The sequence below is a fragment of the Aquabacterium sp. genome, assembly GCF_048860245.1.
Taxonomy (GTDB): Bacteria; Pseudomonadota; Gammaproteobacteria; order Burkholderiales; family Burkholderiaceae_C; genus Aquabacterium.
This window is the reverse complement of sequence record NZ_JBLIZW010000016.1, coordinates 1-14,530: the sequence shown is the minus strand read 5'-3', so window position 1 is coordinate 14,530 and position 14,530 is coordinate 1. Positions and strand designations below refer to the sequence as shown.

12 protein-coding genes and 1 pseudogene are annotated in these 14,530 nt (G+C 62.2%); 10 read left to right on the top strand and 3 right to left on the bottom strand.

Translation table 11 applies throughout. From position 1 onward, the window contains the following. Positions 1 to 807 (bottom strand): homoserine kinase (locus ACMV18_RS01915; protein WP_420816474.1); only part of this gene is annotated, 807 nt, incomplete at its 3' end. A 236-nt stretch (positions 808 to 1,043) separates the two neighbouring features. On the opposite strand from ACMV18_RS01915, the gene ACMV18_RS01910 reads away from it, so the two are divergent. The 8 genes from ACMV18_RS01910 (at position 1,044) to ACMV18_RS01875 (ending at position 9,945) form a co-directional block, all read left to right on the top strand. After that, positions 1,044 to 1,676: an outer membrane beta-barrel protein gene (locus tag ACMV18_RS01910; RefSeq protein ID WP_420816473.1), complete on the top strand. Its 633-nt coding sequence runs from the start codon at positions 1,044 to 1,046 to the stop codon at positions 1,674 to 1,676. Between the two features lie 69 nt (positions 1,677 to 1,745). Further along, the gene (polA, locus tag ACMV18_RS01905) at positions 1,746 to 4,550 is read left to right on the top strand and encodes a DNA polymerase I (RefSeq protein ID WP_420816472.1); all 2,805 of its coding nucleotides are present in this window, start codon (positions 1,746 to 1,748) and stop codon (positions 4,548 to 4,550) included. A gap of 112 nt (positions 4,551 to 4,662) precedes the next feature. Then, positions 4,663 to 6,714, top strand: a complete 2,052-nt coding sequence (ppk1, locus tag ACMV18_RS01900) for a polyphosphate kinase 1 (protein ID WP_420816471.1) — start codon at positions 4,663 to 4,665, stop codon at positions 6,712 to 6,714. A gap of 91 nt (positions 6,715 to 6,805) precedes the next feature. After that, positions 6,806 to 7,315, top strand: a complete 510-nt coding sequence (locus ACMV18_RS01895; protein WP_374256099.1) for a SixA phosphatase family protein — start codon at positions 6,806 to 6,808, stop codon at positions 7,313 to 7,315. Between the two features lie 61 nt (positions 7,316 to 7,376). Continuing rightward, positions 7,377 to 7,871 (top strand): tol-pal system-associated acyl-CoA thioesterase, encoded by a 495-nt coding sequence (gene ybgC / locus ACMV18_RS01890; RefSeq protein WP_374256098.1) that lies wholly within the window; start codon positions 7,377 to 7,379, stop codon positions 7,869 to 7,871. A 6-nt stretch (positions 7,872 to 7,877) separates the two neighbouring features. Continuing rightward, positions 7,878 to 8,594 (top strand): protein TolQ, encoded by a 717-nt coding sequence (gene tolQ / locus ACMV18_RS01885; protein WP_374256097.1) that lies wholly within the window; start codon positions 7,878 to 7,880, stop codon positions 8,592 to 8,594. Between the two features lie 2 nt (positions 8,595 to 8,596). Further along, on the top strand, positions 8,597 to 9,037 hold the full coding sequence (locus tag ACMV18_RS01880) for a biopolymer transporter ExbD (protein ID WP_420816470.1): 441 nt from the start codon (positions 8,597 to 8,599) through the stop codon (positions 9,035 to 9,037). A 2-nt stretch (positions 9,038 to 9,039) separates the two neighbouring features. Continuing rightward, a complete protein-coding gene (locus tag ACMV18_RS01875) occupies positions 9,040 to 9,945 on the top strand; it encodes an energy transducer TonB (RefSeq protein ID WP_420816469.1) in 906 nt (301 codons plus the stop codon). 25 nt (positions 9,946 to 9,970) lie between these two features. Here the strand turns inward: ACMV18_RS01875 and ACMV18_RS01870 are convergent, their stop codons facing one another. Then, positions 9,971 to 10,870, bottom strand: coding sequence for a DUF692 family multinuclear iron-containing protein (locus ACMV18_RS01870; RefSeq protein WP_420816468.1), 900 nt, complete (start codon positions 10,868 to 10,870; stop codon positions 9,971 to 9,973). A 149-nt stretch (positions 10,871 to 11,019) separates the two neighbouring features. Between ACMV18_RS01870 and ACMV18_RS01865 the strand changes: the two genes are divergently transcribed. Next, a complete protein-coding gene (locus tag ACMV18_RS01865; protein ID WP_420816467.1) occupies positions 11,020 to 13,596 on the top strand; it encodes an ATPase, T2SS/T4P/T4SS family in 2,577 nt (858 codons plus the stop codon). Between the two features lie 28 nt (positions 13,597 to 13,624). Here ACMV18_RS01865 and ACMV18_RS01860 read toward each other — a convergent pair whose 3' ends face one another. After that, complete coding sequence (locus ACMV18_RS01860; protein WP_420816466.1) at positions 13,625 to 13,825, bottom strand: hypothetical protein; 201 nt, start codon at positions 13,823 to 13,825, stop codon at positions 13,625 to 13,627. Between ACMV18_RS01860 and ACMV18_RS01855 the strand changes: the two are divergent. Further along, positions 13,824 to 14,393, top strand: a pseudogene (locus ACMV18_RS01855) (PrkA family serine protein kinase); the annotation flags it as partial. The gene ACMV18_RS01860 and the pseudogene ACMV18_RS01855 sit on opposite strands and share 2 nt — an antisense overlap. Positions 14,394 to 14,530: the final 137 nt, after the last annotated feature.

Below are 14,530 nucleotides of genomic sequence, written 5' to 3'. Positions count from 1 at the left end.
CATGGCAGGCAACAAGGCCAGCTCGTCATCGGTCAGGGTGCGCTGCGCGTCGTAAGCGGCCACGAAGGCCTGCGCACGCGCCACATCCAGTGCGCCGGTGCCGAGGTCGATGCACCAGTCGTTGAGGCACACGGCGATGTCAAACGCAAAGGTGTCGCAGCCCGCGAAGTAGAAGTCGAATAAGCCCGACAGTTGGGGGCCGTCGAACATCACGTTGTCGCGGAACAGGTCGGCGTGGATGGGGCCTTGGGGCAGGGCGCGGTAAGCCTCACCTTGCGCCAACGCTTGCTGAAACGCCAACTCGGATTGAATCAGTTCAGCTTGCTCGGCATTCAAGTAGGGCAGCACCACGGGGATGGTGTCGATCCACCATGCCAAGCCGCGCAGATTGGGCTGCTGGGCCGCGTAGTCCTGGCCTGCGGCATGCATGCGCGCGAGCATGGCGCCGACTTGTTCGCAGTCGGCCACCTGCGGGCTCATCTGGTTGCGCCCCTTCAGGCGGGTGACCACGGCAGCCGGCTTGCCTTTGAGGCTGTGCAGGATCTCGCCTTGTGCATTGGCCTGAGGCGCTGGCACCGGGATCCCTCGCGCGGCCAGGTGGTGCATCAGGTTCAAATAAAAGGGCAATTGTTCGAAGCTCAGGCGCTCGAACAGTGTCAGCACGTAGTCGCCACGGTCAGTGCTCACGAAGTAATTGGTGTTCTCGATGCCCGAGGCGCACCCTTGCATCGATTGCAAAGTGCCCAGGTCCAGCGAGGCCATCAGACCAGCAGCTTCGGGCGGGGTTACTTCAGTGAAAACGGCCATGAGACGTATGGAACATTGGGGGTGATTTTCTGCCTGTTGCCCGGGTCTAGGGGAAAGCCCCGACCGTCCGGCGTGCGTCAGGGCGAAGATTCAGCGAAAACCCCCGGGCTGCAGGGGCGCGCAAGCCCGTGATTGTAGAAGTCAGCATGGCAGACTTGATTGCAAATCGAGAAAACCATCACGTTTTTCACGTGATTGGTGTCTGGCAATCTGTACGGAAGAACTGGTTCAGCATCATGAGCATTTCTGCATCGCGCAAGATCTTCGCATCCTTGTCCACCATGGCCCTGGCGGCCTTGTCGCTGACCAGCGTGTCAGCCACGGCGCAGGAGCTGAAGCCTGAGTCGGCCCCCTTGGGGCTCTATGCTGGCGCCAACTTTGGCCTGAGCGCTGCGCAATGGCATTGCGGCACGTCGTGTGATCGTGTCACCTTCAGTGGCAAGCTGTTTGGCGGCAAGCGCATCACGCCCGGCCTGGCTGCAGAAGTGAACTACATGTTCTTCGGTGGCATGGACCGTGCCAACGATGCGGCCCGCACCGCAGAAACCGGTGAGGCCGCCATGCGCCAGAAAGAGCGCGCGGTGACCGTGGGCATCAACTGGGAAGTGGAACTCAAGCACGGCTTCACCAACCAGTTGCGCGCAGGTGTGGCCTTCGTGCACGCTGATCGTAAAGTTATCCTGGCTGATGGCAGTGAAGTGCGCCGCTTTGAAAACTCCACTGCGCCTTATATCGGCGCCGGGATTGCGTTCCAAGTGGCACGTGATGTTCGACTGTTGTCTAGTTTTGACTACATCATGAATGGCTATCTGGCGAACAATCATGACAGCCAGTACTTGTTCAGCGTGGGCGCATCGGCCGAGTTCTGATCAGGTGAGGCAAGGCCTCACATGGCCGCACGCGGGTCAGATGCTGCATCTGGCCCCACAATCCGGGGCATGAATGCCCCGGTTTCCATTTCTGGCGACGCTGCTGCCGATCGCCCCACGCTGCTCCTGATCGACGGGTCCAGCTATCTGTACCGTGCCTTCCACGCCATGCCCGACCTGCGTGGCCCGCAAGGCGAGCCCACAGGGGCCATGCATGGCATGGTCAATATGCTGCGTCGCTTGCGTGACGAGGTGCCGTGCGAGCACGCGGTGTGCGTGTTTGACGCCAAGGGCCCTACCTTCCGCGACGAGTGGTACCCCGAGTACAAGGCCCACCGCCCGCCGATGCCCGATGACCTGCGCACGCAGATTGAGCCCATCCACGAGGTGGTGAAGCTGTTGGGCTGGCCCGTGCTGGAGGTGCCCGGGATCGAGGCCGACGATGCCATCGGCACGCTGGCGCGGGTGGCCGAGGCGTCGGGGCACCGCGTGGTGGTGTCCACGGGTGACAAGGACATGGCGCAGCTCGTGACTGAACATGTCACGCTGGTCAACACCATGACCAATGAGCGGTTGGACATCGAGGGTGTGGCTGCCAAGTTTGGCGTGCCGCCCGAGCGCATCATTGATTACCTGACGCTCATCGGGGATGCCGTGGACAACGTGCCCGGCGTCGAAAAGGTGGGCCCCAAGACGGCGGTCAAGTGGATCTCCGAACATGGTTCGCTGGATGGCGTCATGGCAGCGGCCGGTGCGATCAAGGGCGTGGCCGGAGAGAACCTGCGCAAGGCGCTGGACTGGCTGCCGCAAGGACGTCGGCTGATCACCATCCGCACCGATTGCGACCTGAGTGGGCATGTGACCGATTGGCCTGCGCTGGATGCATTGGCCTTGCGCGCACCGGACACGGTGGCGCTGCTCGATTTCTACACGCGCTTCGGCTTCCGGTCTGAGGCGGCACGCTTGCGCGGTGGCGCAGTGCCTGCCGCAGCGCCACAAGCAGCGACAGGACTGACCGACGATCTGTTCGGTGGGTCGGACGCTGCGCCCGTGGTACCCGCCGTGACCGAAACCCATTACGACACGGTGCTGGACTGGGCCACCTTCGACCGATGGTTGGCGCGTCTGCACGCGGCTGAGTTGGTCGCATTTGACACCGAGACCGACTCGCTGGATGCCATGCAGGCACGCATCGTGGGTTTGTCCTTCAGTGACAAGGTGGGCGAAGCCTGCTACATCCCGCTGCGCCACGAAGGCATGGAGACGCCCGCGCAGTTGCCGCTCGCCGAGGTGCTCGACAAGCTGCGCCCCTGGCTGGAAGACGCCAGCAAGGCCAAAGTGGGGCAACACATCAAGTACGACACGCACGTGCTGGCCAACCATGGCATCACCGTGCGGGGCTATGCCCACGACACCATGCTGGAAAGCTATGTGCTGGAGGCGCACCGCAAGCACAACCTCGGTGACCTGGCGCAACGCACGGTGCAGCGCAGTGGCCTGAGCTACGAAGACGTGGCGGGTAAGGGTGCGCAGCAAATTCCGTTTGCGCAAGTGCCGGTGGACAAGGCCGCGCAGTACTCGTGTGAAGACAGCGACCTCACCTTGCACGTGCACCAGGTGTTGTGGCAACGTCTGCAGGCCGAGCCCGGCCTGCTGGACATTTACCAGCGCTTTGAGATGCCCACCTCGCGCGTGCTGCAGCGCATCGAGCGCAATGGCGTGCTCATTGACAAGGCTTTGCTTCAGCAGCAAAGCCATGAGCTGGGCCAGCGCATCATGGCGCTGGAAAAAGAGGCGCACGAACTGGCTGGTCAATCGTTCAACCTCGGTTCACCCAAGCAGATTGGCGACATCCTGTTCAATCAGCAAAAGCTGCCGGTCATCAAGAAGACGGCCACGGGGGCGCCATCCACCAACGAGGAAGTGCTGGAGAAGCTGGCCGAGGACTATCCGCTGCCAGCCCGCATCCTCGAATACCGGGGCATGGCCAAGCTCAAGTCCACTTACACGGACAAGCTGCCCTTGATGATCAACCCCACCACAGGGCGCGTGCACACCAACTATGCGCAGGCGGTGGCGGTGACGGGCCGCTTGTCGAGCAACGACCCGAACCTGCAGAACATCCCGGTGCGTACAGCTGAAGGTCGTCGCATCCGCGAGGCCTTCATTGCGCCACCCGGCCATGTGATCGTCAGTGCCGACTACTCGCAGATCGAGCTGCGCATCATGGCGCACATCTCGCAAGACGAGAACCTGCTGCGAGCCTTTGCCGAAGGGCTGGATGTGCACCGCGCCACGGCCAGCGAAATCTTTGGTGTGGCGCCCGATGAGGTCAGCAGCGAGCAGCGCCGCTATGCCAAGGTCATCAACTTCGGGTTGATTTACGGCATGAGCGCGTTTGGCCTGGCGTCCAACCTGGGCATTGAGCGCAGTGCGGCGTCGGCGTACATCGACCGCTACTTCATGCGTTACCCCGGTGTGAAGCGCTACATGGACGAAACGCGTGCGCAAGCCAAGGCGCAGGGCTATGTGGAGACGGTATTTGGCCGCCGCCTGTGGCTGCCGGAAATCAACAGCCCCAATGGCCCCAGCCGGGCCGGCGCCGAGCGTGCGGCCATCAATGCGCCCATGCAAGGCACGGCAGCCGATTTGATCAAGCTGTCGATGGTGGCGGTGCAGGATGCATTGGATGCGCAAGGCAAGTCCACGCTGATGATCATGCAGGTACACGATGAACTGGTGTTCGAGGTGCCCGAGGCCGAGCTTGACTGGGTCAAGACCGAGGTGCCACGCCTGATGGCCTCGGTGGCGCAACTGCGTGTGCCGCTGGTGGCCGAGGTCGGGGAAGGTCCCAACTGGGAAGCGGCGCACTGACACAGAACTGTCATCATTCTGTCGCCCCTGACGTTCTAAACTGAAAGCGCCGCGCTATTTCCTTGTTGGAATCGCGGCGCTGTCCGTTTCTACAAGAACAGGGTGTCATCAGGTGTCAGATCCCGCGCGTGTGCAGTTGTTGAGTCGCGAACAAGCCATTCTGGAATTCAACCGTCGAGTGCTGGCGCAAGCTCGGCGAGAAGACGTGCCGCTGTTGGAGCGGCTTCGCTATATCTGCATCGTTTCATCCAACCTCGACGAATTCTTTGAGGTGCGGTATGCCGATGTGCTGGAGGCCTCGCGCGTGCGAGGTACCGGGATCGATCGCTCTTACCTCGAAGCCGTGGCCAAGGCCTCGCACGAACTGGTCGAAGAGCAATACACCATCCTCAATGAGGAAGTGGCGCCTGCATTGCGCCAGGCGGGCATCCAGATCCTCAACCATGCGGACCGCACCGCAGCCCAGCGTGAATGGGTGGCGGGATTCTTCCGCCGACAGGTGCAACCGCTGTTGGTGCCCATTGGGCTGGATCCGTCGCACCCGTTTCCGCAGGTGGCCAACAAGACGCTCAACTTTGTCGTGAAGCTGGGAGGGCGAGATGCCTTTGGCCGTGACAACGACATTGCGATCGTGCGCATTCCACGCGTGTTGCCGCGCGTCATCAAGTTGCCCGCACACGTGGTGGAGCCTGGGCAGCAAGCCTTTGTGCTGCTGTCCAGCGTGATCCGTGCTCATCTGGACGAGTTGTTCCCGGGGCGCGAGATCTTGTCGTTCTCTCAGTTCCGGCTGACACGCGATTCGGATCTGGATGTGGATGAGGACGATGTGGCTGATCTGCGCGAGGCCCTTCGATCCAAGATGAGCACCCGCCAGTTCGGCCAAGCCATTCGACTAGAGGTGGTGCGCAGTTGTCACGAAGATCTGTCCAACTTTTTGCTGGAACAGTTCGGCCTGCCGCGTCAGGCCTTGTTCGAGGTGAATGGCCCGGTGAATCTGGTGCGCCTGACGCAGCTCATCGATCAGGCTGAAGGCGATCATTTGCGGTTCCCGGCCTATCAGGCAGGGTGGCCGGAAAGCCTGCCGCAGGCGGGCAGCATGTTCGAGCATTTGCGGCATCACGACTGCCTCTTGCACCACCCGTTTGAGTCGTTTGATGCCGTGGTGGCCTTCCTGCGTGAGGCGGTGAACGACCCCAATGTGCTGGCCATCAAGCAGACCATCTATCGCACAGGCAGCGAGTCCGTGTTGATGGAGTTGCTGTTGGAAGCGGTGCGACGCGGCAAAGAAGTGCTGGCCGTGGTGGAGTTGAAGGCACGCTTCGACGAAGAGGCCAATATCAACTGGGCTGAGCGCCTGGAGGCCGTGGGGGCCCAGGTGGTGTACGGCATCGTGGGCATGAAGACCCACGCCAAGATGATGCTGGTCACGCGCCGGGAGGGCGCACGCCTGCGCCGCTACGCGCACTTGTCCACGGGCAACTACAACCCCAAGACGGCTCGCCTGTACACCGATGTGGGTTACTTGACGAGCCAGCCGGACCTGACGACAGACGTGGACCGCGTGTTCCACCAACTGGCCAGTCTGGCGCAGATCCGGTCGTCCCGCCAATTGCTGTTGGCGCCGTACAGCATGCAGCGCCAGATGTTGCGCTTCATCGAGCGTGTGGCGCAGTCAGCCAAGGCCGGGCGTCCGGCGCGCATCGTGCTCAAGGTTAACTCGCTGACCGATGAGCCCTTGGTGCGCGCATTGATCGCGGCAGGCCAGGCCGGCGCGAGCATTGACCTGGTTGTACGGGGCGCCTGCATTTTGCCGCCAGGCATCCCAGAGTTGACCGAAAACATCCGCGTGCGTTCGGTGGTGGGGCAAATGCTGGAGCACACCCGTGTCCTCTATTTCCGCTGGGGGGAAGGGGATCACGAAGAGGCGTTGTATTTGTCGAGCGCCGACTGGATGAACCGCAACATGACCCGTCGCATTGAAGCCGCTTGGCCTGTGCGGGATGGCGCGCTGCGTCAGCGGGTGATCGACGAGTGCCTGGTGCCGTATTTGCTGGATGGGCGGGATGCTTGGGTGCAAAGCCCCGATGGGCGCTATGAACGTGTGGCCCAAACGGGCTTGAGTGCCCAGCAAGCCTTGATGGATCGCTACCGCGCAGTGGTGTGAGCCGGCGGGTTGTCATCTGCCTGACGCGCATGGGGCGCACCATTGCGTGGTGCGGTGCTGGCCGCACGGATCGGCCAAGACAGGAGTGAACATGGATTTGATCTTGTGGCGACATGCGCAGGCAGAGGATCTTGCGCTGGACGAGGCGCTCAGTGCCGAGCAGGGCGATGTCACCATTCACATTGATCCAGCCAAGGATTTGGCCCGACGCTTGACGAGCAAAGGTGAGCGTCAGGCAGAGCGCATGGCCGAGTGGTTGAATCAGCGCCTGCCAGAGGGCACACGCATTCTGGTCAGTCCGGCCCAGCGCACGCAGCAAACCGCCTTGGCTTTGGGGCGCCCGTTCAAAACGGTGAAATCGCTCAATCCATTGGCCAGCGTGGACGACTTGCTGCGTGCCGCCAAGTGGCCAACCGGACGGGAGCCGGTCCTGATCGTTGGGCATCAGCCCATTTTGGGCATGCTGGCTGCCCGACTGTTGACCGGTAACGACTTTGCCCTGTCGATCAAAAAGGGGGCCGTGTGGTGGTTGCGTTCTCGCGTCCGCGATGGCGTGGCGCAGGTGACCTTGCACGCCGTACAGGGGCCTGACTTCTTGTAAAGGTCGGCTTTGCAGCGGCGGTCGTGAAAGCAGGCGCGTCAGCGGGGATAATTGGCGCCCTATGAGCGCAACAACGCCTGTCCGTCCTGATCCTGCTGCCTGGCACCACCAGCACACCGTACGGGTGTACTGGGAAGACACCGATGCTGGTGGCATCGTCTTTTACGGCAACTACCTGAAGTTCATGGAGCGTGCCCGCACCGAATGGCTGCGGACGATCGGCTTTGAACAAGAGACCATGCGCAAGGCGGGCGAGGGCATGTTCATCGTGGCCGATACCCAGTTGCGCTACTTGCGCCCGGCCAAGCTGGACGATTTGCTGACAGTGTCGGTCACCATCCGCGAGATCGGCCGGGTGTCCGTGGTGTTCGAGCAGACCGTCTGGCGCGGGGACACCTTGTTGACGCAGGGGCAGATCCGCATTGGTTGGGTCGAACCCCGGGCGGCGGACGCCGCATCCCAGACAGATTCGGATCAGGACGCCTTCCGTCCTGGGCGCATTCCTGCGCGCATCCTGGCGCGCCTGCCCGCGCCGAAACCCGTTATTGGAGGTTGAGCTTTCATGAACCAAGACTTGTCCATCTTTGCCCTGATCCTGCACGCCAGTCTGGTCGTTCAGATCGTGATGGCGCTGTTGCTGACGGTGTCGGTGGCCAGCTGGAGCGTGATTTTCGGCAAGGTCATTGGTCTCAAGCGCGTGCGGGAGGATAACGAGTCCTTCGACCGTGATTTCTGGGCGGGCCGCACCTTGCAGGAGCTGTATCAGGATGCGACGCGTGGCAGTGGTCCGGTGTCGCCGCAAGAGCGTATTTTTGCGGCGGGCATGCGCGAGTTTCTGAAGCTGCGTGAACGCCGGGTGACCGAAGTCGGCGCCTTGCTGGACGGGGCACGTCGCGCCATGCGCGCCAGCTACCAGCGTGAAATGGACACCATCGAAGCGCGTCTGGACTTTCTGGGTTCGGTGGGTTCGGTGTCACCGTACATCGGCCTCTTTGGCACGGTCTGGGGGATCATGCACGCCTTCACGGGCTTGTCCAACCTGCAGCAAGTGACGCTGGCCACCGTGGCGCCCGGCATTGCCGAAGCGCTGGTGGCAACAGCCATTGGTTTGTTTGCAGCCATCCCTGCGGTGCTGGCCTACAACCGGTTTGCCCGCGACATCGACCGCATCGCCATCCAGATGGAGTCCTTCATCGAGGAGTTCTCGAACATCCTGGCGCGTAACGCGGCACCGGTGGCCGGTGCGCCGGAAGCCGGTCGTCAGAACGTGGGTCGCTGATCGTGGCAGAGCTCAATGCACGAGGCGGCGGGCGTCGCCGTCGTACCCGCAACGAGATCAACATGGTCCCGTTCATCGACGTCATGCTGGTGCTGCTCATCATCTTCATGGTGAGTGCGCCCTTGTTGCCGACTGGCGTGGTGGACCTGCCGACCGTGGGCAAGGCACGCCAGGCCCCTGAAAAGGTCGTCGAGGTGGTGGTGGAAGAGGGCGACCGGGTTCGCTTGCGCATCAACCGTCAGGACGCCGACACCTTGTCCGTGGCCGAGTTGCCCGTCCGTGTCAAAGGCTTGCAGGACGACGCCGCAGGCGGCGCCAATGCCGTGCCGGTCATCATCAGCGCGCGCAAGGACGTGCGCTATAAAGAGGTGGTGCACATCATGGACGTGCTGCAAAAGGCTGGCGTGGCCCGCGTGGGCTTGTCGGTGCGCACCGGAGGCTGAGGGTGAACGCGTTTGCCACCTCGTCTTTGGGGCCGACGGCGCTGCGTCCGCGTGAAGCGGATGGCTGGCGGGCCGGCTTCATGCTGGCTGTGGGCGCGCACCTGTTGCTGGTGATCGCGCTGGCCTTGGGCGTGCAATGGAAGATGCACGATGAGGCTCCCATTGAGGCCGAGGTGTGGGCGGAGATTCCGGAAGCAGCGGCTCCGCCTTTGGCGCCACCGCCCCCTGCAGAGCCCGAGGTGACACCGCAGCCCGAACCCGAGACGGTGAAAGCCCCTGAACCCGAGCCGGAGCCCGAAGTGGTGCCGGAGGTGGTGGTGGCCAAGGCGCCGCCCAAGAAGGAAGAGCCCAAGAAGAAGGTGAAGGAGCCGCGCGAGGTCTTCGAGACCGCGCCGCCCAAAGTGAAGGCTAAGCCTGAGCCCAAGGAAGACAAGAAGAAAGACGAGAAGAAGCCAGAGAAACCACCCGAGAAGGCGGTGGCCAAGCAGGCGCCGGTACCCTCGAAGGTGACTGCACCCGACGGCGCAGGCATGTCGGCGGTGGAGCGCGAGGCCCTTCGCAAGGCCAATCTGCAGCGCATGATGGCCGATCTGGGCGGCCAGGGAAGTTTGGGAACCTCATCCCGATCTGCTGGGCCCTCTGCCTCGTACGGAGCTCGGATCCAATCGAAAATCAGGCCCAACATCGTTTTCACGGACAACGTCAATGGCAACCCGCTGGCGGTGGTCGAGGTGCGGTGCGCGCCCAATGGCCGGATCATGTCGCGTCGCTTGTTGACCCCTTCCGGGGTGCCTTCTTGGGACGATGCCGTGCTGCGCGCGGTGGATCGCACCGAGGTGTTGCCCGCCAACGAGGAAGGGCGTGTGCCCGCCGTGATGCAGCTGGAATTCAAGCCCAAGGATTTCTGAGGCCGCTCACCCTCATGCGAGCGGCTCAGTTGAACAACTCGGTCTGCTCGCAGTCGTGTTGCTCGCCCAGATATTGGGCGGCCAGACGGGCCTCGTCCAGCAAGACGGCCAACGGTGGCAACTGGTGGTTCCAGTCGATCAGGGTGGGGATGGCGCCTAAGTGCTCCAGCGCTTCTTCGTAAAGCGACCAGGCGGTCGGCGTCAGGCGCTGGTTGCGTTCCGGGGTGATGTCTTCATCTGGCTCGGCCGGCCACAAGAATCCGCCCAAACGCACTTCGCCCACGAGGGATGGCGGCAGTCCCCAGATCAAGTCGAGGGCCTCCGCACGGGCCATGCCCAGTGCGCGCAAGGTGTCGGCGTGGCCCGACGCCAGGGTCCAGCCTTGCTGACGGGCACGGTTGAGCCCCTGTACCAGCAGGGCGTGCAGGTCGAGTTGCAATTGGCATCCACTGCGCTGACACAGATGCACCAGGATCTCCGCCTGATCAGCAGGAGCCCAGCCGGCATGCCAGACGGGGGATGCGTCCAGCAAGATGGGCTGTTGCAAACGCTGGCGCAGATCCGACAACTGCGTCAGCACCGGTTGCCAAGCCAGATCGGGGGGATGACAAATGCAAGAGGCATCCAGGGCCACCGTCACACGTTCCACCTCAATGGCGGCCAGTTGTGCCTGGAGCTTGTCCAGTTGCGCAGAGGCCGGGCCATGGGCCGTGCCGATGGTGAGCCAGTCGGCCTGCAAGTGAACGGGGTACAGCTGAGACAGCGGCTCGACCCACAGCTCAGAGGTGTCCGCCACGGACACAAATGCGAGTGGCGAGGCTGATGCCAACATCGCCGGTGCGTGAGGCGACTGAACACAGATGCCAATGGGCGTCTGTGTTGAGGGGCGGCGGGGATCTCGGCGGTGCAGCATGGTGAGAGTCATTGTGCCGACCTGCGGGATGTCGCGTCCACGCAATAAGGCGGCTTTGAGGCCCCAATTGCTTGATCGGAAGCGCAACCCCTGACTTAATATGATCCTGCAGTCGCAGGGTGTTGGCGCCCTGTCGTTTGACCCTGCGCACCAATCACACCATGGATACTGTTCCGATCCCACTCGAATCCCTGGGCGATGCCTGGCCTAAGTTGAGCCTGACACAACCCGAGCCAGTTGGCGATGCGGGTGAGACGTCGGCTGACGAGGCCTTGGACGGTGGTGGATACCGGTGGCCGACCCCGCCCTACGCGTGTTATCCGAAGGCTTCGCCACAGCGTGAGCATGAGGCGTGTGAGATCGTCGGTTTGAACGGCCGGGTCATGGTGGGGCGATTGAACTTCTTCGTTCCAGAAGAACAAGTGGCGTACGTTCAGGTGCCGCCCGCGCGCACGACCATGACCTTGCGCTTCAACCAGTTCCGCAGCCTGTTGCTGACGCGGCCCATCAAGCCGGTGTTGCATGAGGCGCTGGATGAAATGCATGCCGAAGCGCTGGCACAACGCCCTGTGACCGACTATCGGGTGGATTTGCACAGCGGCGAGGTGTTGACGGGGCAAACCATTGGCCACGTGTCTACTGACATGGGGCTGTTTTTGTTTCCGCCGGTGGGGGCCGAGGGCGATGTGATGCGTCTGTTCGTGGCGCACGACGCCATGCGCAGCGTGGAGTTTGGTCCGCTGATCGGTCAGGCGCTGATTGACAGCAAGGCGGTCACGGCCGAGCAGGTGAGCCAGGCGGTCGAAAAGCAAAGCAGCCTGCGCAGCCAGAAACTGGGCGACATTCTGCTGACACAGCAGGTGGTGGATCCTGCCCAATTGCTGGTCGCGATCGAGCAGCAAAGCAAGATGCCAATGGTGCGCATTGGCGAGGCCTTGCTGGCCATGAACCTGATCAGCGAAGATCAGTTGCAGCAGGCCTTGGATCAACAGAAGAAGGATCGGTCCTTGCCACTGGGCGAGTTGCTGATCACGATGGGCTTGGTGTCCCGTCAGGACTTGTTGACGGCGCTGGCGCGCAAAATGGGCTATCCGCTGGTCGACCTGACCCGGTTTCCCATCGATCCGGAGGCCCTGACGAAGCTGCCGTTCGTCGTGGCGTCGCGCCTGATGGTGGTGCCGCTGTTGTTGCGGGATGGCACCCTGATTGTGGCCATTGATGACCCCAGCAAGCGCCTGGTGCTGTCCGAAATCGAGTTCGTGACGCAATGCCGCATCGTGCCGGTGCTGGCGCAACACAGCCAGATCGAGTGGACCATCAAAGACTCCTACGCCAAGATTGGTGCGGACGTGTCGTCGATGACGGTCAGCTCGGATGCCGATTCCGGCATGTTCGAGTTCGATGCACTGACCTCGGGCAAGTTGGTCGAGGATTTGGAGCGCGCGGGTGACGGGCATGCCGAAGGCGACGACGACAAGCCGATCGAACAGAGCGACAACTCGCTGGTTCGCCTGATCAACTCCATGATTGTCGAAGCGCACAGCCAAGGCGTTTCCGACATCCACATCGAAAGCTATCCCGGCCGGGAAAAGATCAAGATCCGCTTCCGCAAGGATGGCGTGCTGGTGCCCTATCTGGAGTTGCCGCACAACTACCGTGCGGCCATGATCGCGCGCATCAAGATCATGTGCGACCTCGATATCTCCGAGAAGCGCAAGCCGCAGGACGGCAAGATCAACTTCGCGCGCTTTGTGCCGCAGTACCGCATCGAATTGCGGGTGGCAACCATCCCGACCAACAATGGTCTGGAAGACGTGGTCATGCGGATTCTGAGTTCGGCCAAGCCTTTGCCGCTGGACAAGATCGGCCTGAGTCCGACCAACCTGAGTCGCCTCAAGGAGGCCATGGAGCGCCCCTACGGCATGGTGCTGTGCGTGGGGCCCACGGGCTCGGGTAAGACGACCACCCTGCATTCGGCGCTCAGCTTCATCAACGTGCCCGAGCGCAAGATCTGGACGGCGGAAGACCCGGTTGAAATCACCCAGCCGGGGCTGCGTCAGGTGCAGGTGAACCCGAAGATTGACTGGACCTTTGCCAAGGCCTTGCGGGCCTTCTTGCGTGCCGATCCTGATGTCATCATGGTGGGTGAAATGCGGGACACGGAAACGGCCAGCATGGGCGTCGAGGCCTCGCTGACGGGGCACTTGGTGCTGTCGACCCTGCACACCAATTCGGCGCCGGAAACGGTGACCCGCCTGCTCGACATGGGCATGGACCCGTTCAACTTCGCCGACTCTTTGCTGGTGGTGCTGGCGCAGCGTCTGGTGCGTCGGCTCTGTCCCGCCTGTCGGGTGGCCGAGCCTGCCAGTGAAGAGCTGGTTCAAGAGCTGTTGTACGACTACCTGCAGGTGTTTGCGAAGGCCGGCATCGATCAGGATCCAGCGACTTTGCGTGCGCAGTGGGTGGCCCGGTTTGGGCAGGATGGCAAGCTGATGCATTACCACAGCCCGGGTTGCCCGCAATGCAGTCAGACCGGGCTGAAAGGGCGTGCCGGTATCCATGAGCTGATGTCGGTGAGCCGTGACATTCGTCGACTGATTCAGACGGGTGCGCGCGCGGAAGAGCTGCAAAAGCAGGCGCTGCTGGAGGGCATGCGAACACTGCGACAGGACGGTCTGGAGAAAGTCTTGGCGGGTGTGACCAGTCTGGAAGAGGTGCGCGCAACCAGCAATGGTTGATGGGTGAATTTGTTCTCTGCACGCAGATTCAAAAAGGTGCAAGATAGTCGGCATGGAATGCGCTGATCGGGGCTGAAAGTTCGCGTTTATCCGAGCTTGCAAGCGCCCCGGTTTGCAGGATCTTTGGTGTTGTGGCGATGCTTGCAAGGTCGCGCCGGGTCACCAGCAGTTTTCTCCGGCGGGATCGCTTGGCATCGATGGCGTAGGTCGATGACTCGGAGGTCTGCATGGACGTGATCAGTCACTTCGCCGCTCGCTACGAGCGCACCCGTGAAGAGGAGTACTCGCTAGAGGAATACCTCGATCTGTGCAAGCGAGACAAGATGGCCTATGCCACGGCCGCAGAACGCATGCTGCAGGCCATTGGCGAGCCGCAGATGGTGGACACCCGGCATGACACCCGGTTGTCGCGCATCTTCACCAACAAGGTCATCAAGCGCTACCCGGCGTTTGAAGAGTTCTATGGCATGGAAGACGCGATTGAACAGGTCGTGTCTTACTTCCGGCATGCGGCGCAGGGGCTGGAAGAGAAGAAGCAGATTTTGTATCTGCTGGGGCCGGTCGGCGGCGGGAAGTCGTCCATTGCGGAGCGCCTCAAACAGCTGGCCGAAAGGGTGCCGTTCTATGCCTTGAAGGGCTCGCCCGTGAACGAGACGCCGCTGGGCCTGTTTGACGCCACGGAGGATGGCCCGATCCTGGAGAAGGAGTACGGCATACCCAAGCGTTATCTGCAGCGGGTGCTCAGTCCCTGGGCCGTCAAGCGCCTGGAAGAGTACGGTGGTGACATCCGACGTTTCTGAAGCGCCCCGGGTTTCGCGGAGGCCAGTTGGTTTAAGTCAGGCGGTCACGGCCTGACCAGCGTGTTGTTGGTGGTAGTTTGCCTCGAACTCGGCTGGCGGGACATTGCCCAGCGGCCCCATCAATCGATGGTGAT

Bases quoted from the DNA above. Each gene is read 5' to 3' on its own strand.
- ACMV18_RS01870 (WP_420816468.1), bottom strand. From the start codon at position 10,870: ATGACTCTCACCATGCTGCACCGCCGAGATCCCCGCCGCCCCTCAACA.
- ACMV18_RS01860 (WP_420816466.1), bottom strand. From the start codon at position 13,825: ATGCAGACCTCCGAGTCATCGACCTACGCCATCGATGCCAAGCGATCC.
- polA (WP_420816472.1), top strand. From the start codon at position 1,746: ATGAATGCCCCGGTTTCCATTTCTGGCGACGCTGCTGCCGATCGCCCC.
- ACMV18_RS01895 (WP_374256099.1), top strand. From the start codon at position 6,806: ATGGATTTGATCTTGTGGCGACATGCGCAGGCAGAGGATCTTGCGCTG.
- ACMV18_RS01910 (WP_420816473.1), top strand. From the start codon at position 1,044: ATGAGCATTTCTGCATCGCGCAAGATCTTCGCATCCTTGTCCACCATG.
- tolQ (WP_374256097.1), top strand. From the start codon at position 7,878: ATGAACCAAGACTTGTCCATCTTTGCCCTGATCCTGCACGCCAGTCTG.
- ybgC (WP_374256098.1), top strand. From the start codon at position 7,377: ATGAGCGCAACAACGCCTGTCCGTCCTGATCCTGCTGCCTGGCACCAC.
- ACMV18_RS01865 (WP_420816467.1), top strand. From the start codon at position 11,020: ATGGATACTGTTCCGATCCCACTCGAATCCCTGGGCGATGCCTGGCCT.